The organism is Ectothiorhodospira sp. PHS-1 (genome assembly GCF_000225005.1).
Taxonomy (GTDB): Bacteria; Pseudomonadota; Gammaproteobacteria; order Ectothiorhodospirales; family Ectothiorhodospiraceae; genus Ectothiorhodospira.
In genome coordinates this window covers 1-25,759 of the sequence record NZ_AGBG01000006.1, presented here as the reverse complement: position 1 = coordinate 25,759, position 25,759 = coordinate 1, and the positions used below count along the sequence as shown (strand labels likewise).

Genomic DNA, 25,759 nt, shown 5'->3' with positions numbered 1-25,759 from the left:
CAAGGGATTGCGGGAAGCGGGAAGCGTGATCCGATGGGCGCAAAAAACCCCTCTCCCGGGGGAGAGGGGCGGGGGAGGGTCAACCCCGTCCGATCAGTACCGGTAATGTTCCGGCTTGAACGGTCCGTCCACCGACAGGCCCAGGTATTTGGCCTGCTGCTCGGTGAGGCGGGTCAGCTGGGCGCCGATCTTCTTCAGGTGCAGGGAGGCCACCTTCTCGTCCAGGTGCTTGGGCAGCACGTAGACGTCGTTCTGGTACTTGTCGCCGTGCTGCCACAGCTCGATCTGGGCCATCACCTGGTTGGTGAAGGAGTTGGACATGACGAAGCTGGGATGGCCGGTGCCGCAGCCCAGGTTCACCAGACGGCCTTCGGCCAGCAGGATGATGCGGTGGCCGTCGGGGAAGATCACATGATCCACCTGGGGCTTGATGTTTTCCCACTGATACTTGCGCAGACCGGCCACGTCGATCTCGGAATCGAAGTGGCCGATGTTGCAGACGATGGCCTGGTCACGCATACGGGCCATGTGCTCGGCGGTGATCACGTTCAAATTGCCGGTGGCGGTGACGAAAATATCGGCCTTGTCACAGGCTTCGTCCATGGTGACCACCCGGTAGCCTTCCATCGCCGCCTGCAGGGCGCAGATGGGATCGATTTCGGTGATCCACACCTGGGCGGAGAGGGCGCGCAGGGACTGGGCGGAGCCTTTACCCACGTCGCCGTAGCCGCAGACCACGGCGGTCTTGCCGGCGATCATCACGTCGGTGGCCCGTTTGATGGCGTCCACCAGGGACTCGCGGCAACCGTAGAGGTTGTCGAACTTGGACTTGGTGACCGAGTCGTTGACGTTGATGGCGGGGAAGGGCAGGGCGCCTTCCTTGGCCATCTGGTAGAGACGATGCACGCCGGTGGTGGTTTCCTCGGTGACACCCTTGATGTTCTTCAGGATGTTGGAGTACCAGCCGGGCTGCTGCTTGACCCGCGCCTTGATCTGGGCAAACAGCACCTGCTCCTCCTCGTTGGTGGGGTTTTCCACCACGGACAGGTCCTGCTCGGCGCGGGCGCCCAGGTGGATCAGCAGGGTGGCGTCACCGCCGTCGTCCAGGATCATGTTGGGGGTGCCGCCGTCGGACCACTCGAAGATCCGGTGGCAGAAGTCCCAGTATTCTTCAAGGGTTTCACCCTTGAAGGCGAACACGGGGGTGCCGGTGGCCGCGATGGCGGCGGCGGCGTGGTCCTGGGTGGAGAAGATGTTGCAGGAGGCCCAGCGCACATCAGCGCCCAGGGCCTGGAGGGTCTCGATCAGCACCGCCGTCTGGATGGTCATGTGCAGGCTGCCGGCAATGCGGGCGCCCTTGAGCGGTTGGGACTTGGCGAATTCCTCCCGGGTGGCCATCAGGCCGGGCATTTCGGTCTCGGCGATGGCGATTTCCTTGCGGCCGAAGTCGGCCAGGGACATGTCCTTGACAAAGAAATCCTGGTTCTTGGTATCTACCACGGCATTCATTCAACACACTCCTCAAAAAGCGTTGGGCGAGGGTGCGATGGGGACGGGGGAAATGACGTCACTCGCCGACCGCCATCGCGGATACAGCGAGCGCCGTTTTAGGAGGTGTCTGAGCCTGGCGGACCGAAGGGCCCGTTGCAGCGCTCCTCAGACTGAACCCGGGATTATAGGGGAAGTGTCGGTGCTTTGCATCGGTTGCCTGTGTACCGCTCCCGCACCTTCCTGCCCCGTCGCCCGGAGATCGCTCAGGGGCGGGCTTGGCCGCCCGGGGATGAAGTTTCCTGCGCATGATGACCCGGTTTGAGCCATCTCCAAATCACGCATATCTGCTGATGTTTGATTCGGGCCGGCTTTGAGTCAGGTCGCCCACGAAGGCTGGGCATGTTGATGGATCTTCGGCTTGAATCTGTCGACCCCGCTCTGAATTGTCGCGCAATGCCGGCTGGATATGGCGAGGGCATTCAGGCTCGGTTCGCCCATGATGCCTCACTATCTTTACCGCGCTTGCGAGATCCGGCGGATGGGTCCGATTCTTCGGTCCTGGTCGAAATGGATCTGCAAGTTGCTGTCCTGAAAGCTGTTTATCCAGGCCTATGTATGTGGCGTGGGGTGAGTCGTTGATGTGTGGCGGGCCTCCGTGCGAGGCCGACAATCGCGAGCCTGGATATGCATGCTTTTGCCTGAGGCTGATAAGTGGATGCCGATCCGGCGGCGGTGGAGGATCATCTTTCAAGGCTGAGTCCGGAGCGGCGAAATATACAATAATTTCTTTGGCTGATGTGAAAATCATGCTGCTCTTATGTCATAATCACGGCACACGCAATATGTGTGATTTGCTCATTCAGGGTATGGGCCGAATATATCCGTATTCCGGTTCCCGTCGTGACTTCGCGGCCGTAGGTCGTGATGGAATGTTGTGGTTGTTCCGGTATGGATTGTTCTGTCCTAAAAATAATATGAAGCGTGTGGGCTGCTATTTAGAATCATCGGCCTGCCGTATGATTTTCCGGAGAGATGAATGACCGAGACCATGAAAAACCCTATGGAGATGTCCGCCCAGGAACTCTATGCACTGGCGCGCAAGCGGGAAGAGCAGGAGGCTGCGGCCAAGGAGGAGGAGGTGCGCGAACAGCGCCAGGCCCTGCGTGAACAGCGTCGCGAACTGGTGCGTCGACATCGCAAGGAGCTGGCGGCCCTGGACCGCGAGATCAGCAAGCTGGGTGGCAAGGCATCCGGGGGGCGTGCCTCCCGAGCCGCTGATGATGCCGGTCCCAGTCAGGTGATCTGCGAGATTGTGGCCTCGGAGTCCGAGATGTCCATCGGCGAAATTCGGGAGCGAGCCGCGGCGGCAGGCCTGAACGTGAAGAACATCAGTCAGACCCTGGGTTACCTCAAGAAGCATGGGCGTCTGAATTCGCCCCGGCGGGGTGTCTATCGGGCCGCTTGAACGGCGTTCCCGGCGTTCCGCTCACCTGTTGAGGCCTTTTCTTTCCCGTGCCCGCGATGCCATTCGCGGGCGCTTGACTTTGGATGCAGCATTTGGTCCTCAACTCATGTAGAATGCGCGCCCAAAATCTCTACCCCTACCATCTGAAATACCCGTGCAGGAGTCATATGTGAATCAAGCTGAAGCAGAACTGCAGTTGAAGGTCTGGAAAGAACTTGCCATCAGCAAGCAGATGCTGATGAAGGGGGCCACGGATGCCCTGGGTCTGGACCCTGAGTGCAGCACCGATGAGCTTAAGGCCGCTCTTGACGTTGCCATCCAGAGAGGCAACGAGGCGGATGTAAAGATCAAGCAGGCCAATGAGCAGGCCCGGCAGGCCATTGATGCCATGGAAAAGAAGGTCAAGGCCAGCGAGAAGGCGCAGATCCTGGCGGATGCCGCCCGCGAAGAGGCCCTTTCCCGGCTACAGAGCGGTGAGCAGGACATGGCCGCGGAGCGCGTGGCTCACACCAAGGAAATGAAGTCCATCAAGGAACAGCTGGCCGAAAAGGACAAGGCCCTCAAGGCCATCAACAAGGCCCTGGCCGATACGCCTGAAGACGTCATGAAGAAACTGCGGCAGCTCAAGAAGCAGAAACATGACGAAGCCACCGCCCGCAAGCAGCTGGAAACCCAGCTCTCCGGTCTGCGCAAGGAAAAGCGTGAACTGGATGAAAAGGTGAGCACCTTGCAGACCGCCCTGGAAAACAGCACCAAGCTGGTGGAGCAGTATCGGGAGCTGCGCAAGGTTTCCGAGCAGTTGCTGGAGCAGGTCAAGGGTGCCGCCGGCGAGGAAATCCCGGTGCTTCCCGAACTGGATGCCCAGCTGCTCGAGGCCATCGAGCAGGCTGCCGCCGCCAAGTAATCTGCTGTCGCGGCGCGGCCTTAGGGTCTTGCCCCGCGGGCGTCCGGGTCTGCGTGTGATGCAGTCGCGGCATGATCCCGGCATTATCACGGGCAGCCTTGTTCCGAGGCTGCCCAGGATCGATGCCGGTGTTTCGCGCCCGTCGTTTTCCGTTTCGTCTGATTTCTGATCCATGGCCCGCCGTCATTCCTCTCCGCGCAAATCCGCCGGATCCCGTCCCGTCCCTCGCCGCTCCCGTTTTTGGTTGCTGGGCGCGGTCCTGGCCTGTACATCCTTGCTGGGCGTATTCCAAATGCCCCATTGGGCGCTGGATCTGCTGCCGCCGGAGTTGCGCCAGGGTATCCATCAGACCCGAGGTATGGTGCAGCCGCTGCTGCCGGATGCCTGGCGTTACCGCCACGAGCCGGTGCCGGCGGAGGTATTGCCGGTGACGGCAGCCAATTGGAGTCTGGCCCGTAGAGCCCTCTATGAGCGCGTCCACGCGGACCGGCCTCATACCTTCTATTGCGGTTGTCGGTATGACGGCGACCTGAGGGTGGATCTGGGCAGTTGCGGCCTTGAGTCCCTGGTGACCGAGTCACGGGCCTTGAGGGTCGAGGCCGAGCACGTCTTCCCCGCTTCCTGGTTTGGTCAGTCCCGGCGCTGCTGGCAAGAGCCGGAACGTTATGAGGCCTGCCGTTCCGCATCGGGTCGAACCCTGTCGGGACGTGAATGCTGTCAGCGGGTCGACCCTGGTTTCCTGGCGGCTCATAATGACCTGCACAATCTCTATCCCAGCGTCGGCTATATCAATGGACGCCGATCCAATTACGACTGGGGGCGCGTGTTCTGGTTCGGGGATCGCTATGGAGACTGCGAGATCCGCATCAGTCGCTGGCTACGCCGTGCCGAGCCGCCCGATGCGGCCAAGGGCAGCATCGCTCGTACCATGCTCTACATGCGGGACACCTATGGCTTTCGTTTGAGCCGCTGGGATGAGCGTCGCTATTACGCCTGGAACAACCAGTATCCCCCCGATGCCTGGGAGCTGGAGCGCAACCTGCGTATCAAGGCGATTCAGGGGTTGGGCAATGTCTACGTGGAGTCATGGCGGATGCTGCCTTGACCCGGTTTTCCCATGTCCGTTTCCGGGTCGAAGGTTTTAATTGACTCGGCTCAACTTGGTGCGGATTTTCCATTCCTCGAGTCCATCCCGAGGGGCATAGTCCCATCCTGTAAAGATACTGAGATGATGAAATTGCGATTTGGGGGCATATCAATCGGGGCTGTCATGGAAAATCCCTTGCCAGGAGATCAGCTTGATGTCGATGAGCTCTGCATTCTAAGTGGGCTGCTGTCGCCCCCCACCATGGATACACTGGAAACCATGGAGGAGATGGCGGATAGCTGGGTCTGGCTCAAGCCGGCCCTGCCGGAGTTGCGGATGCTGGGACTGCCGGTGCTGCGTCATGAGTATCAGCGGCTCTTCACCGAAGAAGAATGCCCCGCCCGGGAGTCAGCCTGGTCCGATCAGGTGATGGCGGGCGGTACCCACAATCTTTTGGTCCTGTACCGGCAGGCCGGCATCGCCCTTCAGGGGCGGGCGCCGGACTCCCTGGCCATGCAACTCATCTATGCGGCCTGGTACCTGGAGCAGGATCTTCCCAACTCGCCTTACGGTTGGCGTGATCTGTGGGAGCATCTGTGTGGCTGGGTGCCGCAGTTCGCCCGTTGCCTGCAGGAAAAGGCCGCCCTGGAGATCTACCGGGCGCTGGGGCAGCGTCTGGAGGAATTGTTCACGCCCTGCGCATCCGGGCAGTGACGGCCCGGGCGATCCGGTCGGCGGCCGTTTCGGCCGCCGGATCCGTTTCCCGTGGGAAACCCAGGACGGGCACCGACAGGCGCCTGCCGATGTCGGCTCCGTTATCCATGCCGACGGGCGCGGGGCCTTCGCTGTGATTGAGTACCACCGCCGCCAGTGACAGGTTCCGATGCCGGATGGCCTCCGCGATCAGCAGGACATGGTTGATGACCCCCAGACGGTCCGGCGCCACCAGCACGACGGGCATGGCCAGGGCCTGAGCCAGGTCGGCGTTCAGCCCGTCTTCGGTCAGGGGAGAGTAGAACCCGCCGGCGCCTTCCACCAGCAGACAGTCTCCCTTCCCATCCTCATCCGGGGCGTGACAGGCCCTGATCAGATCCGCCAGGAACAAGGGGTTGCCCGCCAGTCGGGCCGCCCGGTCCGGGGCCAGGGCATGTTCAAAACGATAGGGGGTGATCTGGTCCAGTCCCTGCCTGCCTGCCGCCACCATCAGGCGGGCCCCGTCGGCGGGCCAAAGCGCCCCGTCACGCCACTCACAGCCGGACTCGGCAGGTTTTCGCACGATCACCGTCCGACCATGCCTTGCCAGGGCGCGGACCAGGGCGCATCCCACCACGGTCTTGCCGATACCGGTGTCGGTCCCCGTGATGAACAGGCCGCTGGGCGGGGAACTGGACATCAGTCCAGGCCCGAGCCGGTGAGGCGTTCCAGGGCCTCACGGTATCTATCCGCCACTTGCTTGACCACATCTTCCGGCAGTGCCGGGCCGGGGTCGGCCTTGTTCCAGTCCAGGGTCTCCAGATAATCCCGCAGGTATTGCTTGTCGAAGGAGGGTGGGCTCATTCCGGGGGTGTAGGTGTCCGCCGGCCAGAAGCGGGAGGAGTCCGGGGTCAGTGCCTCGTCAATCAGGTGCAGGACGCCGTGTTCGTCCAGGCCGAACTCGAATTTGGTGTCGGCGATGATGATGCCTCGCTCCAGGGCGTAGGCGGCGGCCTCCTGGTACAGGCGCAGGGCCGTATCCCTGACCTGTGCCGCCACCGCCGGACCCAGTGCGCGTTCGGTATGGGCAAAGTCCACGTTTTCGTCGTGTTCGCCCACGGCGGCCTTGGTGGAGGGGGTGTAGATGGGTTGCGGCAGGCGATCGGCCATGCGCAGGCCCGGGGGCAGGGTGATGCCGCAGACGCTGCCGTCTGCCTGGTAGCTCTTCCAGCCGGAGCCGATCAGATAGCCCCGCACCACGGCTTCCACCGGCAGGGCCTTGAGGCGCTTGACCACGATGCCGCGACCCTCCAGCGGTGCCCGCTCCACCGGGTCGGGGATCACGTCGGCCAGGGTCAGCTCGCAGAGCTGGTTGGGCACCACATGGGCCAGCCGCTCGAACCAGAACTGGGAGATTTGCGTCAGAACCCGGCCCTTGTCCGGGATGGGGGTGGGCAGGATCACGTCGAAGGCCGAGAGCCGGTCGGTGGTGACGATGAGCATGTGCCGCTCGTCCACGGCATAGATATCCCGCACCTTGCCCCGGTGGATCAGGGGCAGGCTCTTGATCTGGCTTTCAAAGAGGGCGGCGGTCATGGCAGGCTACCGAAAAATGGCTGAACAATCGGCCATTCTACTATAGACAGGGGCTTTCACACCCTGTGAACTTGTCCCCCATGGCCGCTTCACTTAAGCTTCGCCGATGAAAAATCAATCCCCTCTCGTAGGCGTGGTCATGGGCAGTCAGAGCGACTGGCCCGTGATGCAGCACGCCGTCTCGCAACTGGAAGACTTCGGCGTGCCCTTCGAGGCCCGTGTGGTCTCGGCCCACCGTACTCCGGACCTGTTGTTCGAGTATGCCGAACAGGCCGCCGCGCGGGGTATCCGCTGCATTATCGCCGGTGCCGGCGGTGCCGCCCATCTGCCGGGCATGCTGGCGGCCAAGACCACCGTGCCGGTGCTGGGCGTGCCCGTGCCGTCCCGGTATCTCAAGGGGCAGGATTCGCTGCTGTCCATCGTGCAGATGCCCAAGGGCATTCCCGTGGCCACCTTCGCCATCGGCGAGGCCGGGGCCGCCAACGCGGGTCTGTTCGCGGTGGCCATGCTGGCCAATCAGGATGCCGCCCTTGCCGATCAACTGGAACAGTTCCGTCGTCGCCAGCGCGACTCGGTACTGGCCATGAGCCTGCCTGAACCGTCATGATCCTGCCGGGTAATACTCTGGGAATGTTGGGCGGCGGCCAGCTGGGCCGCATGTTCACCGTGGCTGCCCGTACCCTGGGTTACCGGGTACTGGTGCTGGATCCGGACACGGGCAGCCCCGCCGGCCGCATGGCCGACGAGCATCTCCATGCCGCCTACGGGGATGCCTGGGCGCTGGAGCAGATGGCCACCCGTTGTGCCGTCGTCACCACCGAGTTCGAGAACATCCCGGCGGACACCCTGCGTACCCTGGCCAGCTTCATTCCGGTCCGTCCCGGTGCCGAGGCCCTGGAGCGTACCCAGGACCGGGCGCGGGAAAAGGCCATGATCCAGTCCTGCGGTCTGGATACGGCCCCTTTCCGGGTGGTGACGGCCCTGGACGAGGTCGAGTCTGCCTTCGCGGCCGTGGGCGGGCCGGCCATCCTCAAGCGTGCCGCGCTAGGGTATGACGGCAAGGGCCAGATCGGCGTGGATTCGGCACAGGCGGCCCGTGATGCTTTCGACCAGCTGGGGCAGGTGCCCTGTGTGCTGGAACGACGTCTTGACCTGGAGCGGGAGATCTCCGTGGTGCTGGCCCGCAGTGCCGAGGGCGAAACCCTCTGCTACCCCGTGGCCGAGAATATTCACCGGCACGGCATCCTGCACATGAGCATCGTGCCGGCGCGCATCCCTGAAGAGATGGCGGAGGTGGCCCGCCGTGCCGCCACCCACCTGGCCGATGCCCTGGATTACTGCGGTGTGATGGCGGTGGAATTCTTCATCACCACGGCCGGTGAGTTGCGGGTGAACGAGATCGCCCCTCGTCCCCATAACAGCGGCCATTACACCCTGGACGCCTGCGTCACTTCCCAGTTCGAACAGCAGGTGAGGGCGGTCTGCGGGCTGCCCTTCGGCGACACGCGGTTGTTGTCACCGGTGGTGATGGTGAATCTGCTGGGCGACCTGTGGGCCAAAGGGGAGCCCCGCTGGGCCGAATTACTGGATCATCCCGGCGCCAAGTTGCATCTCTACGGTAAGAGCGAGGCCCGGCCCGGTCGCAAGATGGGCCATTTTTGCGTGCTGGACGATGATCCGGAAAAGGCCATCGCCGATGCCGAGACCCTGTTTGCCGCGCTGGAACCAGGATCCTGACCCATGGAACGTGACGCCTACATCCGTTCTCTGCGGGAAGACATTGTCTTTGCCGATACCCTGCGGGGCCAGTCCCTGAATTTCCACACCACCTGGGGTCTGTTCTCACCCCGGGGCATTGATGCCGGCACCCATCTGCTGCTGGATTTCATCGAGGTGAACGAGACCGATGACTGCCTGGATCTGGGCTGTGGTTACGGCCCCATCGGCCTGACCCTGGCCCGTCTGGCGCCCCGGGGGCATACCTGCCTGGTGGACAAGGACTTCGTCGCGGTGGAGTATGCGGCAAGGAATGCCCGCCTGAACGGCATCGTCAATACCGAGGCCTTCCTGAGCAACGGTTTTTCCGCCGTGGGCGATCGCCGCTTCCATCTGGTGACCTCCAATCTGCCGGCCAAGGTGGGCAAGGAGATGCTGTACCTGTATCTGTACGATGCCCTCAATCACATGCACCCCGGCGGCCGGATCTACGTGGTGACCATCACCGGATTACGGCGCTTCATCGAGCGGGCCTTCAAGGAAGTCTTCGGCAACTACGACAAGGTCAAGCAGGGGCGGGAATACACGGTGGCCATGGCCGTGAAGCCGCCCCATGCTTAATTTTCCCGGCGCCTTGGGTTACATTGCCTCCACCACCCAAGGAAGCAAACCGAATAACGTTATCTCCGCCCCGGCTCCCGCCGGGTGCCGGGATGGCCGACAATAACGAGGCAAAGACCCATGGCAAAACCTGATCTGATCGCGCCCTCCATCCTCTCCGCCGACTTCGCCCGGCTGGGTGAGGAAGTCACTCAGGTGCTGGCCGCCGGCGCGGATATCGTCCATTTTGATGTCATGGACAATCACTATGTTCCCAACCTGACCATCGGCCCCCTGGTGTGCGAGGCCCTGCGCAAGCACGGCGTCACCGCCCCCATCGACGTCCATCTGATGGTCAAGCCGGTGGACCGCATCATTCCCGATTTTGCCAAGGCCGGGGCCGACTACATCACCTTTCACCCGGAGGCCTCCGAACATATCGACCGCACCCTGCAACTGATCCGCAACGAAGGCTGCAAGGCCGGCCTGGTGTTCAATCCCGCCACCCCGCTGTCCTATCTGGACTATGTGATGGACAAGGTGGACATGATCCTGCTCATGTCCGTGAACCCGGGTTTCGGCGGTCAGAGCTTCATCCCCGCCACCCTGGACAAGCTCAGGGAGGCCCGCCGCCGCATCGACGAGTCCGGGCTGGACATCCGCCTGGAGATCGACGGCGGCGTGAAGGTGGACAATATCGCCGAGATCAAGGCCGCCGGTGCCGATACCTTTGTCGCCGGTTCCGCCATTTTCGGTGCCGCCCGGGCGGAGGATCCCAACCGCTATGACAGCATCGTCACCGCCATGCGGGCTGAACTGGCCAAGGTGTGAAGCCGATGACGATTCCGCAGCCCAAGATGGTGCTCATCGACCTGGACGGTACCCTGGTGGACAGTGTGCCGGATCTGAGTTTCAGTGTGGACCGCATGATGGAGGCTTTGAGTATGCCCGCCCGGGGCGAGGCCAATGTGCGGCTCTGGGTGGGTAACGGGGTGGAACGCCTGGTCAAGCGCGCCCTCACCGGCGACATGGAGGCCGAGCCCGAGCCGGACCTGTATGAACGGGCGCTGGCCCTGTTCATGGACATCTACCGGGACAACAATACCGGCCGTAGCCGGCTCTATCCGGGGGTGCGCGAAGGTCTGGAGGTCCTGGCGGAAGCCGGCATGCGTCTGGGCTGCGTGACCAACAAGCCGGCCCGGTTCACGGCGCCCCTGCTGCGGGCCATGGACATCGACCACTTCTTCGAATTGGTGGTGGCCGGCGATACCCTGCCGCAGAAGAAGCCCGACCCGGCCCCCTTGCTGTATGCCGCCCATCAGTTCGACGTCCATCCCAAGGACGCCCTCATGGTGGGGGACTCCCGCAGCGATGTGAAGGCCGCCCGTGCCGCCGGGTTTGGCATTGTGTGCGTCACTTATGGTTATAATCACGGCCAGGATATCCGGGAGCAAAAGCCGGATTCGGTCATCGACAGCCTCGAACAACTGCCGGGGCTCATGGAGCAGATAGCCTGATGCCTGGGATTCTCATTCTAGTCCGGTCGACGCGATGGCGTGGGTGACAGCAGCCCGTTCACCCGCCGTGCCAATCTGTCCACCGGAAACGTCCCATGAGTCCCGAACAATTCGATGATCTGATCCGCCAGGGCTACAACCGCATCCCCCTGGTCCGTGAAGTGCTGGCCGATCTCGACACCCCCCTGAGCACCTACCTGAAGCTGGGCTCCGGTCCCTATTCCTACCTGCTGGAGTCCGTGCAGGGGGGCGAGAAATGGGGCCGCTATTCCTTTGTCGGCCTGCCCGCCCGGACCGTGGTCCGGGTTCGTGGGCATCAGGTCTGCGTGGAGGAGTCCGGCCGGGTGGTGGAAGAGGCCCGGGTGGATGACCCGCTGGCCTGGATCGAGACCTTCCAGACCCGTTTCCGGGTACCGGACCTGCCGGATCAGCCCCGCTTCACCGGGGGGCTGGTGGGCTACTTCGGCTATGACACCATCCGCTACATCGAGCCCCGCCTGGGTGGTGGTGAAAAACCCGATCCCCTGGGCGTGCCCGACATCCTGCTCATGGTGTCCGACGAGGTGGTGGTCTACGACAACCTGGCGGGACGGCTCTACCTGGTGGTCCATGCCGGTGCCGGTGAGCGCGAGTCCGCCGAGCGTCGCCTGGATGAGCTGCAGGATCAACTGCGCCGGATCACCCATCTGCCACCGGCCCATCCCGCCCCCCGCAAGGTCAGCGAGTCGGATTTCATCTCCGGCTTCACCGAGGAAGGCTTCAAGGCGGCGGTGGATCGCTGCAAGCAGTACATCGTCGACGGCGACGTGATGCAGGTGGTGCTGTCCCAGCGTCTATCCATCCCCTACGGCGCCCGTCCCCTGGACCTCTATCGGGCCCTGCGCAGTCTCAATCCTTCCCCCTACATGTTCTATCTGGACCTGGGCGACCACCATGTGGTGGGTTCCTCGCCGGAGATCCTGGTACGTCTGGAGGACGAGGTGGTCACCGTGCGTCCCATCGCCGGCACCCGGCCCCGGGGCGAGGACGAGGCCAGTGACCGGGCCCTGGAGCAGGACCTGTTGGCCGATCCCAAGGAGATCGCCGAACACCTCATGCTGATCGACCTGGGCCGCAACGACGCCGGCCGGGTCTCCCGCGTCGGCAGTGTGCAACTCACCGAGCGCATGGTGGTGGAGCGCTACTCCCACGTCATGCACATCGTCTCCAACGTGGTGGGCCGGTTGCGCCCCGGCATGACCGCCATGGACGTGCTGCGGGCCACCTTCCCGGCGGGCACCGTGAGCGGCGCCCCCAAGATCCGCGCCATGGAGATCATCGACGAGCTCGAACCGGTGAAGCGAGGTATCTACTCCGGCGCCGTGGGCTACCTGTCCTGGCAGGGCAACATGGACACCGCCATCGCCATCCGCACCGCCGTCATCAAGGACCAGACCCTGCATATCCAGGCCGGTGCCGGGGTGGTCCATGACTCCGTGCCCGACAATGAGTGGGCGGAAACCATGAACAAGGGCCGCGCCGTGTTCCGCGCCGTGGCCATGGCGGAGTCGGGACTGGAGATCCAGCCCGCCTCGACGCGTGGGAAGGGGCGATCCTGACGCCGCTTCCCGCGGCCTTTTCCCGAGTTCAGCCAACCTCATTACGGTACGGCACACATGATCCTGATGATCGACAACTACGACTCCTTCACCTACAACCTGGTCCAGTATCTGGGTGAGCTGGGGGCCGATGTGGAGGTGCGGCGCAACGACGCCATCACCCTGGACGAGATCGAGGCCATGGCGCCGGAGCGGATCTTCATCTCCCCCGGTCCCTGCGCCCCGGATCAGGCGGGCATTTCCCTGGCCGCCATCCGCCATTTTGCCGGCAGGGTCCCGATCCTTGGGGTCTGTCTGGGGCATCAGTCCATCGGCCAGGCCTTCGGCGGCCGCATCGTCCATGCCCGCGAGATCATGCACGGCAAGACCTCCCTGATTCACCACAAGGACATGGGGGTGTTCCGGGGCCTGACCGATCCCTTCGAGGCCACCCGTTACCACTCCCTGGTGATCGAGAAGACCTCCTTGCCGGACTGTCTGGAGGTCACCGCCTGGACCGAGACCCCGGACGGGGCCCTGGACGAGATCATGGGGGTGCGTCATCGCACCCTGGACGTGGAAGGCGTCCAGTTCCACCCGGAATCCATCCTCACCCAACATGGCCACGACCTGCTGAGGAATTTCCTGGAGTCCCCGCCGAGGGTTGACCCCTCCCCGGGTGGCCGCAACAATCCGATCACACACGACGACAGGGGGCGGGCCATATCATGAACATGCAGGAAGCCATTCGCGCAGTCACCGAACAGCGTGATCTCAGCGGACCCGAGATGGTCCACGTGATGCGCCAGATCATGACCGGCGAGGCCACCCCGGCCCAGATCGGCGGTTTCCTGGTGGGTCTGCGCATGAAGGGGGAGACGGTGGATGAAGTGGCCGCCGCCGCCTCGGTGATGCGGGAACTGGCCACCCGGGTGGAGGTGGAGGCCGGGCATCTGGTGGATACCTGCGGCACCGGGGGGGATGCCTCCGGCAGCTTCAACATCTCCACCGCCTCCGCCTTCGTGGTGGCGGCCGCTGGCGGGCGGGTGGCCAAGCACGGCAACCGCTCCGTGTCCAGCAAGTCCGGCAGTGCCGACGTGCTGGAGGCCGCCGGGGTCAATCTGGATCTGGGGCCGGAGCAGGTGGCCCAGTGCATCAACCAGGTGGGCGTGGGTTTCCTGTTTGCCCCCAGGCACCATGGTGCCATGAAGCATGCGGTGGGTCCCCGCCGGGAGATGGGGGTGCGCACCCTGTTTAATGTGCTGGGACCGCTGACCAATCCCGCCGGTGCCCCCAATCAGGTGCTGGGGGTGTTCAGCACCCACTGGCTGGAGCCCCTGGCCCAGGTACTCAAGCTGCTGGGCAGCCGGCATGTGATGGTGGTGCACGCGGAGGACGGCCTGGACGAGATCAGTATCGGCGCACCGACCCGGGTGGCGGAACTGCGCGACGGCGAGGTGACCAGCCGCGTCATCGCCCCCGAGCAGTTCGGCATGCAGCGCACCCCCCTGGATGCCATCCGGGTGGATGGCGCCGAGGAGAGCCTGGCCCTGATCCGTCGGATCTTTGCCGGCGAGCCGGGTCCGGCCCGTGACATCGTCATGCTCAATGCCGGGGCCGCCATCCACGTGGCGGGCCTGGCGGACTCCATGGAGGCGGGAATTCGCCGCGCCGGCGAGGTGATCGACAGCGGAGCCGCCGCGGCCCGCATGGACGAACTGGCCCGTGTCTCCCAATCCCTGAAGGCGTGAACCCCGATGACCGATACCCCCGATATCCTCAAGAAGATCCTGGCCCGCAAGCGCGAAGAGGTGGATGAGCGCAGCGCCCGGACCTCCCTGGAGGATCTGACTCGTTTCGTGGACGCCGCGCCGGCGGTGCGTCCCTTCCTGCAGGCCCTGGAGGATCGGGTGAACGCGGGACAACCCGCGGTAATCGCCGAGATCAAGAAGGCCAGCCCCAGCAAGGGCCTGCTGCGGGAGGACTTCGACCCGGTGGCCATTGCCCGCACCTATGAGCAGCACGGTGCCGCCTGTCTGTCGGTGCTGACGGATCACGATTTTTTCCAGGGGCATGAGGCCTATCTGGAAGACGCCCGCGCCGCCTGCGCCCTGCCGGTGCTGCGCAAGGACTTCATCATCGACCCCTACCAGGTCTACGAGGCTCGGGTGATGGGCGCCGACTGCGTGCTCCTGATCGTGTCCGCCCTGGACGATACCCAGTTGTCCGAATTGCTCAAGCTCTCCCATGACCTGGGCATGAATGTCCTGGTGGAGGTCCACGATGCCCCCGAACTGGAGCGTGCCCTGGCCCTGGATGCCTGCATCATCGGTATCAACAATCGCAGCCTGCGGACCTTTGAAACCCGCCTGGAAACCACGCTGGATCTGCTGGCGATGATGCCGAAGAATCGACTGGTGGTGACGGAGAGCGGCATCCATACGACGGGGGACGTGGCGCGGATGCGCCGTGCCGGAGTGCATGCCTTCCTGGTGGGCGAGGCCCTGATGAAGGCGCCGGACCCGGGTCTTCAGCTGAGCGCCCTGTTCGATGCCTGATTCCGGGGCCGTGCTAGACTCGCTGTGACAGGCGATATAACAACAAGGTCGGGTTTCCCGCCCCATGATCAGGAGGTTTTGATGGCTCGATACACTCTCGTTCCCTCCCATGCCCTCACCGACGATGCGGTGGTGCATCGCTTCCGTCAGGGGCTACCGCAGCGGGTCACCATGGAAGACCCGGCCGTGGACGTGATGACGGACTTTCGTCGGGTGGAGGCCGTCACCGTCTCTCCCGAAACCGCCATGGATGCCGCGCTGCAGAAGATGATCCACTCCGGGGTGCGTCTGCTGATCGTGGTCTCCGACGACGATCAGATCCAGGGTGTGGTCACCGCCCGTGACATCCTGGGCGAGCGCCCGGTGAAGGTGGTGTCCGACGAGCGCATCGCCCACAACGCGCTCGCGGTCAAGCATGTGATGACTCACCGCAACGACATCAGTGCCATTGATCATTACGACGTGGTGTTGGCCCGGGTCGGGGATATCGTTGCCACCCTGCGGGAGGCCGGGCGTCAGCATGGTCTGGTGGTGGAATTCGAGAATGGCCGCGAAGTGGTGCGTGGCGTGTTCTCGCTGACCCAGATCGGGCGTCAGCTGGGGGTGGAGATCTCCGCCGAGGGGCCGGTGCAGAGCTTTGCCCAGATCGAGAAGCTGCTGAATCGATAAGGCGTATACAGCCCAAATAAAGAACCCCGCCAATGGCGGGGTTCCTGTCTGCGGATTCGGTGCATGCCAACCCGACGGGTCAAACGGGACCCGTACGGATCAGGATCCAGCCATCCCTGACTTCAGGCGGGCTTGACGTTGGAAGCCGCCAGCCCCTTCGGGGTCTTCTGGGTTTCGAAAGTCACCTTCTGGCCTTCGGCCAGGGTCTTGAAACCGCCGCCTTCGATTGCGGAAAAGTGGACAAAGATATCCTTGCCACCGTCGTCGGGCGTGATGAAACCAAAGCCCTTGCCTTCATTGAACCACTTCACGGTACCGGTCAGCACTGCGTATTACCTCGTAGGAAAAAATATACTCGCAGCGTTCCTGCTGAAACCGGCGGCGGTCGATTGCCTTGAAAAGACAGGCGGACTTCCGTGCATGGTGATTAACAGGGCAACTGCGCCTCTCATCATACGCCCGGCCTTGGCGGGGCGCCATCACTAATTTGCCCTGATTGTTTTTCAATTTCGTGATGTATGTGCAGAAATTGCAAACTCCGTCACAAACAGGGCCGTTGATCCGCTGCTTCCTGCTTCATCGGAAATGTATCCATGCCGCCAACTTCTGTTCTTCATCGCCGCCTGATCTGCCTGGAGGCCCTTGAGGTTTCAGGGAGTGTCAAGGTGGCGCAGTGGTGCGCCACCCTGCCTGCCGGTAGTCGCGTGGCCTGGGTCGGGGGGGCGCCTCCGGTGGCTGTCGAGCATGTGCCGCTGTCCCGGGCCGACAGCCTGCTGGGCAGGGATCTGGATGCCCTGGTCTTCGATGCCGCCGACGGGCTGTCCGCCGATGCCCTGGGCGCCGCCTCCGGGGCGCTGCGAGGTGGGGGTGTCCTGCTGCTGATCCTGCCCGCCGCCAAGAGCCATCCAGACTCCCTGTTCCTGCACCGTTTCCGGCAGCAACTGCATCGGGCCGCCGTGCCGTTCCCGGGACCGGATGCCGCCGTCTCATCGTGGCCCGTGCCTCGGGGCTGGTTGCCTCAGGGGGCGACCGGGGACCCCTGCCTGACCGAGGATCAGCGCGATGCCGTGCAGGCCGTCAGGGATCTTGCCGAAGGACGGGCCGCGCCCGTGCTGGTGATCACGGCCGATCGCGGCCGCGGCAAGACCGCGGCCCTGGGCATTGCCGCAGCGCAACTCATGACGGTCTCCCGGTCCGGTGGCGAGGGCATTCATATCGGCGTGACCGCTCCCCGGCTCTCGGCCCTGGGGCCCCTGTTCGAGCAGGCCAAGGGGTTGCTTCCCCCCGCCGCGGTACACGAACCGGGGCGGCTGTGCCTGGGGGCGTCGGTGTTGCAGTATTTCCCACCCGATGGCGTCCCCGATCCGGTTCCGGATCTGATGCTGGTGGACGAGGCCGCGGGCATCCCCGCGCAATGGCTGGACCAGTGGCTCGCCGCCTGTCTGATGGCCCGCCGTCCCATCGCCTTCACGGGGACCATTCACGGCTACGAGGGGGGAGGGCGGGGATTTGCCGTGCGTTTTCGCCGCACCCTGGCGCGGCGCGTGCCCGATACCCGTCACCTGCACCTGAAAACCCCGGTGCGCTGGGCCGTGGATGATCCGCTGGAGGCCCTCATGGCCCGCGGTCTGCTGCTGGACGCGGAGGCGGCGGAGGATGCGTCCATGACCGATGCCCGGCCCGGGACCTGTGAGCGCAAAGCCTTTTCCCGCGAGCAATTGGCCGGGGACGAGGCCCTGCTTGGAGATATTTTCGGTCTGCTGAGCCTGGCCCATTACCGCACCCGTCCGTCGGATCTGCAGCGGATGCTGGATGACCCGGCCCTGAAGGTGGTCGGCCTGATGCATCGGGGACGGGCGGCCGCCGTGGCCCTGCTGGCGGATGAAGGTGAACTGGGGGCGGGGCTGTGCCGGTCCGTCTGGGCGGGAGAGCGTCGTCCCCAGGGGCATTTTCTGCCTGTGAGTCTGATGCTTTACGGCGACATGCCGCCCTCGGGGGGGATGCTGCGCTATCGCCGCGTGGTGCGTATCGCCGTCCACCCCGCCGCCCAGGGGCGGGGGTTGGGCACTGCCCTGGTGCAGGCCCTGGTCGAGGAGGCTCGGGAGGCGGGCATCGACCTGATCGGTGCCGGTTTCGGCGGGACGGCCCCGTTGCTGCGTTTCTGGACCGGGCAGGGTTTTTGTCCGGTGCGGGTGGGGGTGAAGCCGGAAGTGAGCAGCGGGGGCTGGGCGGTGACCGTGCTGCAGGCCCTGACCACGGAGGGGCAGGGGGGGCTGGACCCGGTGCGGGCCGGGTTTGGCCGCACCCTGCCGATGCTGTTGTCCGATCCCCTGCGGGGGATGGCGCCGGATCTGGCGGCCGGCCTGTTCCAGGGCCTGACGCTTGCGCCCCTGTCCGGTGAGGATCGTCGGGTGATTGCCGCCTTTGCCCGGGGGCGGCGGGTCTATGAGGCCTGCCTGCCCGCCCTGCATGCCGGCGTGATTCGCGGCCTGGCGGCGTCCACCGAATCCCTGGCGGAGGACCACAGGGATGCCCTGGTGATGCGGGTGATCCAGCAGCGCCCCTGGGAAACGGTGGCACGGCATCTGGGGGTGTCCGGACGCAAGCCGGTGATCACGGTGCTGCGCCGTGCCGTCGCCGGTCTGCCTGATGATGGTTGAGCGGCGGATTTTTTCTTGCGATCTTCGTCGCGTCTGCCTAATATCAGACTCAAGCTCTCAACAAACTCCGAGCAACCCAGACACATGATTCACAGCGTAGTCAGCTTCCTGGTACTGGTAGTCGTGGACACACCACGGCCCGGGGGCTTGTTGCGCTGACGATCCAGCAACACTGATCAGAATCCAAAAAACCCCGGGCCTTGAAACCCGGGGTTTTTTATTGCCCATGGCTTTTTCGTCAACCGACATCACCGCAGGAGATATCGCCCATGCCCGCCGACGCCGACACCGCTTCACCCCACCCAATGTCGGACAGCCCCACCCGAAATGGTGCCTGGGTGGTTCTGGAGGTGCTCAAGCGCCATCGGGTGGAGACGGTGTTCGGCTATCCCGGCGGCGCCATCATGCCCCTCTATGATGCCATGGCCCAGGATGCCACTCCCATCCGCCATATCCTCACCCGCCACGAGCAGGGGGCGGCATTTGCCGCCAACGGCCATGCCCGTGCCAGCGGTCGTCTGGGGGTCTGTATCGCCACCTCCGGACCCGGTGCCACCAACCTCATCACCGCCGTGGCCGACGCCCACATGGACTCCATTCCCCTGCTGGTGATTACCGGCCAGGTACCCACCGGCCTGCTGGGCACCGATGCCTTCCAGGAGACCGACGTCCTGGGGCTGACCTTGCCCATCACCAAGCACAGCTACCTGGTGCGTCATGTGGACGAGTTGGAAGCCGTCCTGGAAGAGGCCATTCATCTGGCGCAGGAAGGGCGCCCCGGTCCGGTGTGGGTGGATATCCCCAAGGACGTGCAGCTGGCCCCCGCCCAGCTGTCCTCCGGTTCGGCTCTCGGGCACCGGACATCCGGCGAGGCCGAGACACCGGACGAGGCGGCACTGGCCCGCGCCCTCGACCTGCTGGGTGCCGCCCGGCGACCGGTGATCTATGCCGGCGGCGGTGTCGCCCTGGGCCATGGGGTGGCGGCGTTTCGTGATTTCGTCGCCCGTACCGGCGCGCCGGTGGTGACCACCCTGAAGGGGGTCGGTCTGCTGCCGCCCGATGATCCCCTCAACCTGGGCATGCTGGGCATGCATGGCGCCCCCTGTGCCAACCGGGCGGTGCAGGCCTCGGACCTGCTGCTGGTGGTGGGTGCCCGTTTCGATGACCGTGCCACCGGCCGCCTGGCGGCCTTCGCCCCCGACGCCCGGGTGATCCACCTGGATGTGGATGCGGCGGAAATGGCCAAGCTGCGGGCGCCCGAAGTGGCCCTGGTGGGTGATCTCAATCAGTGGCTGCCGCGCCTGGCCCTGCCGCTGTCCATTGATGACTGGCGCGAGCGGTGTGCCCGCTCCCGCCGGACGGAAGGGTTCAGGCTGCCGCCGGAGCGGCCCGAGGGCGGTTTCCCGGCCCTGCGGTTCCTGGATGCCCTGTCCCGCCGGGCCGGGGATCAGACCTATGTGGCCTGTGACGTGGGGCAGCACCAGATGTGGGTGGCCCAGTATTACGGCTTCCATCATCCCCGCCGGCACCTGACCAGTGGTGGCCTGGGTGCCATGGGCTTTGGCCTGCCGGCGGCCATCGGTGCCCAGCTGGCCCACCCCGACGCCCGGGTGATCAACGTCAGCGGTGACGGCTCCTTCATGATGAATGTGCAGGAGTTGGCCACCCTGGGTCGCTACGGACTGCCGGTGAAGATCGTGCTGTTCGACAACCAGTATCTGGGCATGGTGCGTCAGCAGCAGGAACTGTTCTACGAGGGCCGCCTGTCCTCGGTGGATCTGTCCGACAACCCGGATTTTGTTCAGGTGGCCCGGGCCTTCGGCATTCCGGCCCGTCGCTTCGAAGGTGCGGATGCCATGGAGGCGGCCATCCGGGCCTGCCTGGAAACCCCCGGGCCGTTGCTTTTGCACCTGCCCATTGAACGTGAACAGAATGTCTGGCCCATCGTCGGGCCGGGCATGTCCAATGACCAGATGATTCAGGAGGATGTGGCATGAGCCATCAGTTCCAGTTGTTCGCCCGCCCGGCCGAGGGCAGCCTTGAGCGGATCCTGCGCACCGTGCGTGCCCGCGGGTTCGAGGTGCAGGACATGAACGTGCGCCTGGAGGGTGGACGTTATCACGTGCGCCTGCGGGTGGGTGGCCGGCGGGATACGGGAATGCTGGCCCGGCAGCTGGAAAAGCTGTGGGATGTGGAACACCTGGCGGCCCTGCAGGCGGCGCCGGAGGCCCGCGAGTCCATGGACCGGGTGAGCGCGGCGTAGTCCGGGCCGGCTACGGCTCAGGCCTTGACCCGCCCCAGCGGATCATCCGGGTCCACCTCGTCGCGAAACGGCTTCTTGCGGTCGATGTGGGTGTACTGGTAGACGTTGCCCATCCAGTTGTTGATGACGGCTTCGGCGGTGTCGTGCCAGGTGTTGTCCAGGTGCTCGCAGATGAGCTGTTCCGGGAAGTCGGGGGGCGTGGTGCCCCGCTTCAGGGCCCGGTCCAGGCGATCCCGGTATTCTTCCAGGATCGCCTGGCTGCGGGGGCAGAAATAATTGTCCACGAAGGGCGGGTAGTCCTTGCGCTCGCCCCGGGCATAGCGGGCCACCTCCCGCTTGTATTCCTTGAGCAGGCTGATGATGTCGTACTCCGGATGCCCCTGGAAGAAGACGATGCGGAACTCGTCCTCGCTCACCGCCAGATGCACCCCGGCCTCCTCGCTTTCCACCAGCACCTTGAGTCCGGCGGCCTCGAACTGCTGCCGTGAGATGTGGTTGAAACGGGAGTGGGGCACGTCGAAGCGGGTATTGACCCCGGCCACCAGGGGGTGGGTGCGGTCCACCACCCGGTGGGGGTAGACCCCCCAGCGCTTGAAACCCAGCGGACTGCGGGTCTGGCCGTAGCGGAACTGCATCACCGCGTGGGTGGCCAGGCAGGAGCACAGGGTGGAGGTGACATTGGCGTGGGCCCAGTCGATGACCTGGGCCAGCGGCTCCCAGAAGGGCTCCAGGGACAGGTCCGGCTGGGTGACATTGGCGCCGGTGATGATGAGGGCGTCCAGCCCCTGTTCCTGGATCTTTTCCAGCGGCTCATAGTACCGGGCCACGTGCGCCCGACCCTGGGGACCCCGTTCCAGGGCGTCCAGGGTGAAGGGATGGATGTAGAACTGGGCAATCTGGTTGCTTTCCCCCACCAAGCGGCAGAACTGGCGCTCCGTGGCCGCCAGGGCGGCATCGGGCATCATGTTCAGCAGCCCGATGTGCATGGCGCGGATGTCCTGCTTCAGGGCGTAATCCGAGGGCAGTACCGTCTGACCTTCCTGCTTCAGGCGCGAGAAGGTGGGCAGTTCCGAATGGGCAACGAGCGGCATGGCGGGTGTCCTGACTGCGGGTTTGACGGGGAGGGTCGAAGGCCGTGGCGTCAGCGCTCCGGGCGCTGGCTGTCCAGGGCCTGTTCGATCAGACGGTTGAAATCCGCCTCGGTGCGGACCTGGGCGATGGCATCGGAATTGATGGTGTAGCCATAACGCCTGGCCAGGGCCTCGTAGCGGGGCAGACGATCCCGGAACAGGCGCGGGAAGGTCCAGCGCACAAAATCGTCCGGATCCATCTGGGCCACGTATTCCAGCTGCTTCTCTTCCAGATAGCGGGCCAGTTCCCGGTCCAGGAAGTCTTCCCGGTAATACAGGGGCTTGGGGCTTTCCTCGGCACGACGGATCAGTTCCTGCTCGTTGGCCTCGGTGGCCTTGATGTAGATGATCAGGGTGTGTTCCGCCAGCAGTTCCATGACACCGGGGTCATCCAGTTCGCAGACGCTGCCGCCGGCGTCGTTGATGACGTGATCGAAACCATAGATATCCTGGGCCTTGAGAATGAACTCGGGCACATCGCGCATGGCGGCCACTTCGGCGTCATGATGCAGACGCTGGCGGCGTTTGAACTCCCTCAGGGAGAGACCACCCCGTTCGGGATTGCCCAGCTTGCCGAGAAAGCTGGAGACCGGTTGCAGGTTGTCCACCGACAGGTTATTGACGATGCTGATGGAGTCGGAGCGCAGCAGTTCCTTGAGAAAGGGAATGTGCATCACCTGGCGCTTGATGTTGTCCAGGATCGGCTCATCCAGATAGCGGCTACCGATACGGTAGTCCCCGGAGAAGTGAAACCAGTGGGCGCGGCGCAGCTGGTGGGCGAGGCGGGTCTTGCCCACGCCGGACATGCCCAGCAGGGTGATGGACTTGTTCTTCCAGTGCCGGTATTCGGAGGCCGTGAGTCTCAAGGGGGGATTCCGTCATTGATGAATGGATCAGGCCGCATTTTACGGGATACGCCCGCAAAGTGGCGATCCTCGCCGCCCCGATCCCCGTATCTGCCCTGCGTTACAATGGGACTTTACTTTACCGGATATTCCCCATGCCTCTGCTCGTCTTTCGCAATATCAAGCTCGGTTTCGGTCAGCATCACCTGCTGGACGGCGTGGACCTGTCCATCGAGCCGGGGGAGCGCCTGTGCCTGGTGGGACGCAACGGGGTGGGAAAATCCACCTTCATGCGCCTGATCACCGGCGACATGCAGGCCGACGACGGCGAGATCGTGCGCCGGGACGGTCTCAGGGTGGCCATGCTGGAGCAGGCGGTGCCGGAGGGGCTTGGCGGCAGTGTCTTCGACGTGGTGGCCGACGGGCTGGGCCATGTGGGCGAACTGGTGCGTCGCTATCACCGGCTGGTGCATGACCTGGGCGAGCGGCCCGACGACCCCCAGGCGTTGCAGGCTCTGGAGCGTTGCCAGCATGAACTGGAGGCGGTGGGCGGCTGGACCCTGGAGCAGCGGGTGGAGACGGTGCTGTCACGCCTGGAACTCCAGGGGGAGGCGCCCTTTGACAGTCTTTCCGGCGGGCTCAAGCGCCGCGTGCTGCTGGCCCGCGCCCTGGTGACGGCGCCGGATCTTTTGCTGCTGGACGAACCCACCAACCATCTCGACGTGGATGCGATCCAGTGGCTGGAAGGTTTTTTGCTGGGGTTCGAGGGCAGCCTGCTGTTCATCACCCATGACCGGGCTTTTCTGCGTCGTCTGGCGACCCGCATCATCGAGCTGGATCGGGGCCGGCTCACCAGCTGGCCCGGCGACTATGACACCTACCTGCAGCGCAAGGCCGAGGCCCTGGAGGCGGAGGAGCGCCAGAACGCCCTGTTCGACAAGAAACTGGCCCAGGAGGAGGTCTGGATCCGCCAGGGGATCAAGGCCCGGCGGACCCGCAACGAGGGCCGGGTGCGTGCCCTCAAGGCCCTGCGGGCGGAGCGGGCCGAACGTCGGGAGCGTCTGGGCACCGCCCGCCTGCAGACCCAGTCGGCGGCCCCATCCGGGCGCATCGTGGTGGAAGCCGAGAACCTGTGCTTCAGCTACGCCGGGAAACCAGTGATCCGTGACTTCTCCAGCCTGATCCTGCGGGGTGACAAGGTGGGCATCATCGGCCCCAACGGCGTCGGCAAGACCACGTTGCTGCGGCTCTTGCTGGGGCAGTTGCAGCCCGATGTGGGCACGGTACGCCTGGGAACCCACCTGGAAGTGGCCTATTTCGATCAGCACCGGGCCGCCCTGGACGAGGAGGCCAGCGTGGTGGACAACGTGGGCGAGGGGCGTGACCGGGTCACCGTGGGCGGTGAGAGTCGCCATGTACTGTCCTGGCTACAGGATTTTTTGTTCGAGCCGGCCCGTGCCCGCCAGCCGGTGAAGGCCCTTTCCGGAGGTGAACGCAACCGCCTGCTGCTGGCCAAGCTGTTCACCCGGCCCGCCAACGTGCTGGTGCTCGACGAACCCACCAATGATTTGGATGCGGATACCCTGGAGATGCTGGAGTCCCGCCTGGTGGAGTTTGACGGCACGGTGCTGGTGGTGAGCCATGACCGGGACTTCCTGGATAACGTGGCCACCAGCGTCATCGCCTGGGAAGGGGAGGGGCGTTTCCAGGAATATGTGGGCGGTTACAGTGACTGGCTGCGCCAGCGCCCGGCCCCCAGGGGGGTATCTGTCGAGTCGGCGCGGCCGGCGGCTGCCCCGGCGCCGGCATCGAAACCGGCGCCACGGGTGGTGAAACTCAGTTACAAGGAACAGCGGGAACTGGAGGCGCTGCCCCAGCGGATCGAGACCCTGGAAGAAGAACTGGCGGGGATTCAGACCACCCTGGGCGATCCCGCCTTCTATCAGCGCGGCGGTGACGAGATTGCCGCCATGCAGTCGGCCCTGGCGGACAAGGAAGCGGAGCTCAATACCGCTTATGCCCGTTGGGAAGACCTGGAAGGGCGTTCCAGGGGATAGTTTTGCATCAGGCCGACTTCTTCTTCGGCGTGTCCGTGTTCGCGTCGGGGTCGAACCGGAGCTTGTCGCCACAGCTGCGGCAGTAGTAGATCCGCTCTCCCCGCTGGGCGTTGCCATGTCGTCGCACCCCCAGGGCATAAACCCGGCAGGTACAGCGGTAGGGATAGGTCCTGACCTGGCGGGTGGGGATCAGGCTGAGATCGGTATCATGGGTGACACGGGGCTCGAATCCCAGTCTCGTCATCACTTCCTGCCATTCCGGGCCATGGGGGCGGCGACGTCCGGCGCCCAGGCCGAAACGGCGGTAGATCACGCTATGGGCCACCTCGTGGGCGATGGTGTCTGGAAAATGATTGTGCCAGTCGAGGGCAAAGATGTGGGGATTGAAACGCAGCGACTCCCGACCCGCCGTCACCCGCCATTGACCCGCCGCCCGTCCACGCAGATCCAGGCGTACCTCGGGAGGTGTTTCCTGAAGGCGGTAGAGTCGTGCCGCGCGGGCGTACAGCTCTCGGGCCTTGTCCTGGATGTTTTGTTGTTGTTCGGGATTGAGGGGCATGGGCAGTCAGCATTCGGATGATTCGAGGACCGATTGTGAAGCGGGGTTGGTCGGATCGCAACGACTGGTTTCGACATCGGCGGGTTGTCCGTGTTCCGGAACATGGGGTGACTTAATCCTGTATCTCTCCCGTATCTTGAGTTTTGACAGCTGTGTCGTTGCGAGGCGGTCACCGGTTTTTCCGAACTGAATTGAGTATTTCGTGGTTTTGACATTTTCAATGGGGTCGCGGAAAATGGCGCCACTCAGGAAGAGTCCTTTCCGGCTTTACTAATCATGTATGCCCAAAGTGCATCGGGTTCTTGGAACCCGATGCACTTTTTGTTTTCAAAAAAAACGTTATTTGAATCTCTGAAATTTTCGGGAGTTGTT

Annotated in this window: 25 protein-coding genes and 1 riboswitch; of the genes, 18 read left to right on the top strand and 7 right to left on the bottom strand. The window is 64.2% G+C overall.

What is annotated here, in order from left to right:
- Positions 1-93: 93 nt before the first annotated feature.
- Positions 94-1,509, bottom strand: a complete 1,416-nt coding sequence (gene ahcY / locus ECTPHS_RS03805; RefSeq protein WP_008931364.1) for an adenosylhomocysteinase — start codon at positions 1,507-1,509, stop codon at positions 94-96.
- A gap of 81 nt (positions 1,510-1,590) precedes the next feature.
- Positions 1,591-1,664: riboswitch (S-adenosyl-L-homocysteine riboswitch) on the bottom strand.
- An 863-nt stretch (positions 1,665-2,527) separates the two neighbouring features.
- On the opposite strand from ahcY, the gene ECTPHS_RS03800 reads away from it, so the two are divergent.
- From ECTPHS_RS03800 to ECTPHS_RS13885, 4 genes are all read left to right on the top strand, one after another.
- Positions 2,528-2,956 carry a hypothetical protein gene (locus tag ECTPHS_RS03800; protein WP_040405060.1) on the top strand — a complete coding sequence of 143 codons (429 nt, stop codon included), beginning with the start codon at positions 2,528-2,530 and terminating at the stop codon, positions 2,954-2,956.
- A gap of 169 nt (positions 2,957-3,125) precedes the next feature.
- Positions 3,126-3,860, top strand: coding sequence for a hypothetical protein (locus ECTPHS_RS03795; protein ID WP_008931362.1), 735 nt, complete (start codon positions 3,126-3,128; stop codon positions 3,858-3,860).
- A gap of 292 nt (positions 3,861-4,152) precedes the next feature.
- The gene (locus ECTPHS_RS03790) at positions 4,153-4,965 is read left to right on the top strand and encodes an endonuclease (RefSeq protein ID WP_246828304.1); all 813 of its coding nucleotides are present in this window, start codon (positions 4,153-4,155) and stop codon (positions 4,963-4,965) included.
- A gap of 243 nt (positions 4,966-5,208) precedes the next feature.
- Positions 5,209-5,661 carry a molecular chaperone TorD family protein gene (locus ECTPHS_RS13885; protein WP_168044636.1) on the top strand — a complete coding sequence of 151 codons (453 nt, stop codon included), beginning with the start codon at positions 5,209-5,211 and terminating at the stop codon, positions 5,659-5,661.
- On the opposite strand, the gene bioD is transcribed toward ECTPHS_RS13885, so the two are convergent.
- Positions 5,636-6,340 carry a dethiobiotin synthase gene (gene bioD, locus ECTPHS_RS03780; protein ID WP_008931359.1) on the bottom strand — a complete coding sequence of 235 codons (705 nt, stop codon included), beginning with the start codon at positions 6,338-6,340 and terminating at the stop codon, positions 5,636-5,638. The genes ECTPHS_RS13885 and bioD overlap by 26 nt on opposite strands.
- Entirely contained in the window at positions 6,340-7,236 is an 897-nt protein-coding gene (locus ECTPHS_RS03775) for a phosphoribosylaminoimidazolesuccinocarboxamide synthase (RefSeq protein ID WP_008931358.1), read from the bottom strand. Before ECTPHS_RS03775 ends, bioD begins: the two co-directional genes overlap by 1 nt.
- A gap of 106 nt (positions 7,237-7,342) precedes the next feature.
- On the opposite strand from ECTPHS_RS03775, the gene purE reads away from it, so the two are divergent.
- The 10 genes from purE (at position 7,343) to ECTPHS_RS03725 (ending at position 15,873) form a co-directional block, all read left to right on the top strand.
- A complete protein-coding gene (purE, locus tag ECTPHS_RS03770) occupies positions 7,343-7,843 on the top strand; it encodes a 5-(carboxyamino)imidazole ribonucleotide mutase (RefSeq protein WP_040405058.1) in 501 nt (166 codons plus the stop codon).
- Entirely contained in the window at positions 7,840-8,973 is a 1,134-nt protein-coding gene (locus tag ECTPHS_RS03765; RefSeq protein WP_008931356.1) for a 5-(carboxyamino)imidazole ribonucleotide synthase, read from the top strand. The genes purE and ECTPHS_RS03765 overlap by 4 nt, the downstream gene beginning before the upstream one ends.
- 3 nt (positions 8,974-8,976) lie before the next feature.
- Positions 8,977-9,573 (top strand): class I SAM-dependent methyltransferase, encoded by a 597-nt coding sequence (locus ECTPHS_RS03760; RefSeq protein ID WP_008931355.1) that lies wholly within the window; start codon positions 8,977-8,979, stop codon positions 9,571-9,573.
- Positions 9,574-9,693: 120 nt separating this feature from the next.
- Positions 9,694-10,383, top strand: coding sequence for a ribulose-phosphate 3-epimerase (gene rpe / locus ECTPHS_RS03755; protein WP_008931354.1), 690 nt, complete (start codon positions 9,694-9,696; stop codon positions 10,381-10,383).
- A gap of 5 nt (positions 10,384-10,388) precedes the next feature.
- Positions 10,389-11,069 (top strand): phosphoglycolate phosphatase, encoded by a 681-nt coding sequence (locus tag ECTPHS_RS03750; RefSeq protein ID WP_008931353.1) that lies wholly within the window; start codon positions 10,389-10,391, stop codon positions 11,067-11,069.
- Between the two features lie 95 nt (positions 11,070-11,164).
- Positions 11,165-12,667, top strand: a complete 1,503-nt coding sequence (gene trpE / locus ECTPHS_RS03745; RefSeq protein WP_008931352.1) for an anthranilate synthase component I — start codon at positions 11,165-11,167, stop codon at positions 12,665-12,667.
- Between the two features lie 57 nt (positions 12,668-12,724).
- On the top strand, positions 12,725-13,378 hold the full coding sequence (locus ECTPHS_RS03740; RefSeq protein WP_008931351.1) for an aminodeoxychorismate/anthranilate synthase component II: 654 nt from the start codon (positions 12,725-12,727) through the stop codon (positions 13,376-13,378).
- Positions 13,375-14,397, top strand: a complete 1,023-nt coding sequence (gene trpD, locus ECTPHS_RS03735; RefSeq protein WP_008931350.1) for an anthranilate phosphoribosyltransferase — start codon at positions 13,375-13,377, stop codon at positions 14,395-14,397. Before ECTPHS_RS03740 ends, trpD begins: the two co-directional genes overlap by 4 nt.
- 6 nt (positions 14,398-14,403) lie before the next feature.
- Positions 14,404-15,204 carry an indole-3-glycerol phosphate synthase TrpC gene (gene trpC / locus ECTPHS_RS03730; RefSeq protein WP_008931349.1) on the top strand — a complete coding sequence of 267 codons (801 nt, stop codon included), beginning with the start codon at positions 14,404-14,406 and terminating at the stop codon, positions 15,202-15,204.
- Between the two features lie 81 nt (positions 15,205-15,285).
- Entirely contained in the window at positions 15,286-15,873 is a 588-nt protein-coding gene (locus tag ECTPHS_RS03725; RefSeq protein ID WP_008931348.1) for a CBS domain-containing protein, read from the top strand.
- Between the two features lie 122 nt (positions 15,874-15,995).
- On the opposite strand, the gene ECTPHS_RS03720 is transcribed toward ECTPHS_RS03725, so the two are convergent.
- Positions 15,996-16,199 carry a cold-shock protein gene (locus ECTPHS_RS03720; protein ID WP_008931347.1) on the bottom strand — a complete coding sequence of 68 codons (204 nt, stop codon included), beginning with the start codon at positions 16,197-16,199 and terminating at the stop codon, positions 15,996-15,998.
- A gap of 267 nt (positions 16,200-16,466) precedes the next feature.
- Here ECTPHS_RS03720 and ECTPHS_RS03715 point away from each other — a divergent pair, with 267 nt between their 5' ends.
- The 3 genes from ECTPHS_RS03715 to ECTPHS_RS03705 all read left to right on the top strand — a co-directional run bounded on the left by ECTPHS_RS03715 (position 16,467) and on the right by ECTPHS_RS03705 (position 20,796).
- On the top strand, positions 16,467-18,533 hold the full coding sequence (locus tag ECTPHS_RS03715) for a tRNA(Met) cytidine acetyltransferase TmcA (protein ID WP_083838756.1): 2,067 nt from the start codon (positions 16,467-16,469) through the stop codon (positions 18,531-18,533).
- A gap of 269 nt (positions 18,534-18,802) precedes the next feature.
- On the top strand, positions 18,803-20,530 hold the full coding sequence (ilvG, locus tag ECTPHS_RS03710) for an acetolactate synthase 2 catalytic subunit (protein ID WP_008931345.1): 1,728 nt from the start codon (positions 18,803-18,805) through the stop codon (positions 20,528-20,530).
- Entirely contained in the window at positions 20,527-20,796 is a 270-nt protein-coding gene (locus ECTPHS_RS03705; RefSeq protein ID WP_008931344.1) for an ACT domain-containing protein, read from the top strand. The genes ilvG and ECTPHS_RS03705 overlap by 4 nt, the downstream gene beginning before the upstream one ends.
- 17 nt (positions 20,797-20,813) lie before the next feature.
- On the opposite strand, the gene ECTPHS_RS03700 is transcribed toward ECTPHS_RS03705, so the two are convergent.
- Positions 20,814-21,887 carry a homoserine O-succinyltransferase gene (locus ECTPHS_RS03700; protein ID WP_008931343.1) on the bottom strand — a complete coding sequence of 358 codons (1,074 nt, stop codon included), beginning with the start codon at positions 21,885-21,887 and terminating at the stop codon, positions 20,814-20,816.
- Between the two features lie 50 nt (positions 21,888-21,937).
- Positions 21,938-22,792 carry a hypothetical protein gene (locus ECTPHS_RS03695; RefSeq protein WP_008931342.1) on the bottom strand — a complete coding sequence of 285 codons (855 nt, stop codon included), beginning with the start codon at positions 22,790-22,792 and terminating at the stop codon, positions 21,938-21,940.
- 134 nt (positions 22,793-22,926) lie between these two features.
- On the opposite strand from ECTPHS_RS03695, the gene ECTPHS_RS03690 reads away from it, so the two are divergent.
- Positions 22,927-24,828: an ATP-binding cassette domain-containing protein gene (locus tag ECTPHS_RS03690; protein WP_008931341.1), complete on the top strand. Its 1,902-nt coding sequence runs from the start codon at positions 22,927-22,929 to the stop codon at positions 24,826-24,828.
- 7 nt (positions 24,829-24,835) lie between these two features.
- Here the strand turns inward: ECTPHS_RS03690 and ECTPHS_RS03685 are convergent, their stop codons facing one another.
- A complete protein-coding gene (locus ECTPHS_RS03685; RefSeq protein WP_008931340.1) occupies positions 24,836-25,387 on the bottom strand; it encodes a SprT-like domain-containing protein in 552 nt (183 codons plus the stop codon).
- Positions 25,388-25,759: the final 372 nt, after the last annotated feature.

Excerpts from the sequence above, each read along its gene's own strand:
- ahcY (WP_008931364.1), bottom strand. The coding sequence starts at position 1,509 with ATGAATGCCGTGGTAGATACCAAGAACCAGGATTTCTTTGTCAAGGAC.
- ECTPHS_RS03800 (WP_040405060.1), top strand. The coding sequence starts at position 2,528 with ATGACCGAGACCATGAAAAACCCTATGGAGATGTCCGCCCAGGAACTC.
- ECTPHS_RS03790 (WP_246828304.1), top strand. The coding sequence starts at position 4,153 with ATGCCCCATTGGGCGCTGGATCTGCTGCCGCCGGAGTTGCGCCAGGGT.
- ECTPHS_RS13885 (WP_168044636.1), top strand. The coding sequence starts at position 5,209 with ATGGATACACTGGAAACCATGGAGGAGATGGCGGATAGCTGGGTCTGG.
- bioD (WP_008931359.1), bottom strand. The coding sequence starts at position 6,340 with ATGTCCAGTTCCCCGCCCAGCGGCCTGTTCATCACGGGGACCGACACC.
- ECTPHS_RS03775 (WP_008931358.1), bottom strand. The coding sequence starts at position 7,236 with ATGACCGCCGCCCTCTTTGAAAGCCAGATCAAGAGCCTGCCCCTGATC.
- purE (WP_040405058.1), top strand. The coding sequence starts at position 7,343 with ATGAAAAATCAATCCCCTCTCGTAGGCGTGGTCATGGGCAGTCAGAGC.
- ECTPHS_RS03765 (WP_008931356.1), top strand. The coding sequence starts at position 7,840 with ATGATCCTGCCGGGTAATACTCTGGGAATGTTGGGCGGCGGCCAGCTG.
- ECTPHS_RS03760 (WP_008931355.1), top strand. The coding sequence starts at position 8,977 with ATGGAACGTGACGCCTACATCCGTTCTCTGCGGGAAGACATTGTCTTT.
- rpe (WP_008931354.1), top strand. The coding sequence starts at position 9,694 with ATGGCAAAACCTGATCTGATCGCGCCCTCCATCCTCTCCGCCGACTTC.
- ECTPHS_RS03750 (WP_008931353.1), top strand. The coding sequence starts at position 10,389 with ATGACGATTCCGCAGCCCAAGATGGTGCTCATCGACCTGGACGGTACC.
- trpE (WP_008931352.1), top strand. The coding sequence starts at position 11,165 with ATGAGTCCCGAACAATTCGATGATCTGATCCGCCAGGGCTACAACCGC.
- ECTPHS_RS03740 (WP_008931351.1), top strand. The coding sequence starts at position 12,725 with ATGATCCTGATGATCGACAACTACGACTCCTTCACCTACAACCTGGTC.
- trpD (WP_008931350.1), top strand. The coding sequence starts at position 13,375 with ATGAACATGCAGGAAGCCATTCGCGCAGTCACCGAACAGCGTGATCTC.
- trpC (WP_008931349.1), top strand. The coding sequence starts at position 14,404 with ATGACCGATACCCCCGATATCCTCAAGAAGATCCTGGCCCGCAAGCGC.
- ECTPHS_RS03725 (WP_008931348.1), top strand. The coding sequence starts at position 15,286 with ATGGCTCGATACACTCTCGTTCCCTCCCATGCCCTCACCGACGATGCG.
- ECTPHS_RS03715 (WP_083838756.1), top strand. The coding sequence starts at position 16,467 with ATGCCGCCAACTTCTGTTCTTCATCGCCGCCTGATCTGCCTGGAGGCC.
- ilvG (WP_008931345.1), top strand. The coding sequence starts at position 18,803 with ATGCCCGCCGACGCCGACACCGCTTCACCCCACCCAATGTCGGACAGC.
- ECTPHS_RS03705 (WP_008931344.1), top strand. The coding sequence starts at position 20,527 with ATGAGCCATCAGTTCCAGTTGTTCGCCCGCCCGGCCGAGGGCAGCCTT.
- ECTPHS_RS03700 (WP_008931343.1), bottom strand. The coding sequence starts at position 21,887 with ATGCCGCTCGTTGCCCATTCGGAACTGCCCACCTTCTCGCGCCTGAAG.
- ECTPHS_RS03690 (WP_008931341.1), top strand. The coding sequence starts at position 22,927 with ATGCCTCTGCTCGTCTTTCGCAATATCAAGCTCGGTTTCGGTCAGCAT.
- ECTPHS_RS03685 (WP_008931340.1), bottom strand. The coding sequence starts at position 25,387 with ATGCCCCTCAATCCCGAACAACAACAAAACATCCAGGACAAGGCCCGA.